Genomic DNA, 894 nt, shown 5'->3' on the forward strand with positions numbered 1-894 from the left:
GCCTCCCGGGCGACATCCCCGGGGCGCCCGCCCTTGGGGCCCCCGGTGTCGGTGCGTGTCGGCGGCACCTCCCGGACCTCCGGCCCGCTCACGTCCGCCGCCCGGGCCTCGGCGTCCTGACTCCCAGCCGGTGTCGTCCCGCCCCGCAGAGCCGCACGAGCCGCGTCTCCCGGCCGGCCCCGCGCTGCGGCTGCGCCCTCGTCGTGTGTCCCGCCCGCCTCCTGCCCCGCACGCTCCCGCGCCGCCCGCAACGCCCTGCGCGCGGCATCGGCCGGCCGCTCCGTCCCGGCCCCGTCGGAGCGAGGCGTCCCGTCCGACGCCGACCCCTCCCCCATCACCCCGCGCCTCGCAGACACGGCACCGGCGACCCGGTCTCCCTCACCCTCGCCCGCCAGAGGCTTCACCTCCCATGCCGGCTCCTCCCCCGTCACCTCACGCCCCCCGCGCACGGCATCAGCAGCCACGCCCCGCGCCACTCGACCCGCCAGAGGCTTCCCGTCCGACGCCTCCCCCACGACGCCACGCTCCCCGGGCACCGCGCCTGCGGCCCGATCCGCCTGAGCCTCACCCGACAGGAACTTGCCCTCCGACACATCCCGCACCACGTCATGCTCCCTCGGCACCACACCGACGGTCCGATCCCCCTGCGCCTCGCCCGGCAGAGGCCGCCCGTCCGGCACCCACTCCTCCCCCGCCACGTCACGCCCGCCGCGCACGGCATCAGCAGCCCGGCCCCCCTCGCTCTCGGGCGCGTCCGGCCGCGCACGATGCTCCGGCACCGGCGCCTCCCCCACCACATCGCGCTCTTCCTCCCGCTCCCGGTGCTTCTCCGAGGTCATCACACCGCCCCCGCAGTGAGACCAGGTCGACAGGGCCCGGTCTGTCAGTTCTGTG

General features: G+C 77.4%; 1 pseudogene. It reads right to left on the reverse strand.

Annotation, left to right across the window (positions count from 1 at the left end):
• A pseudogene (locus tag STRTUCAR8_RS51285) lies at window positions 1-839 on the reverse strand (hypothetical protein); the annotation flags it as partial.
• Window positions 840-894: the final 55 nt, after the last annotated feature.

It is taken from the genome of Streptomyces turgidiscabies Car8, from assembly GCF_000331005.1.
Lineage (GTDB): Bacteria > Actinomycetota > Actinomycetes > Streptomycetales > Streptomycetaceae > Streptomyces > Streptomyces turgidiscabies.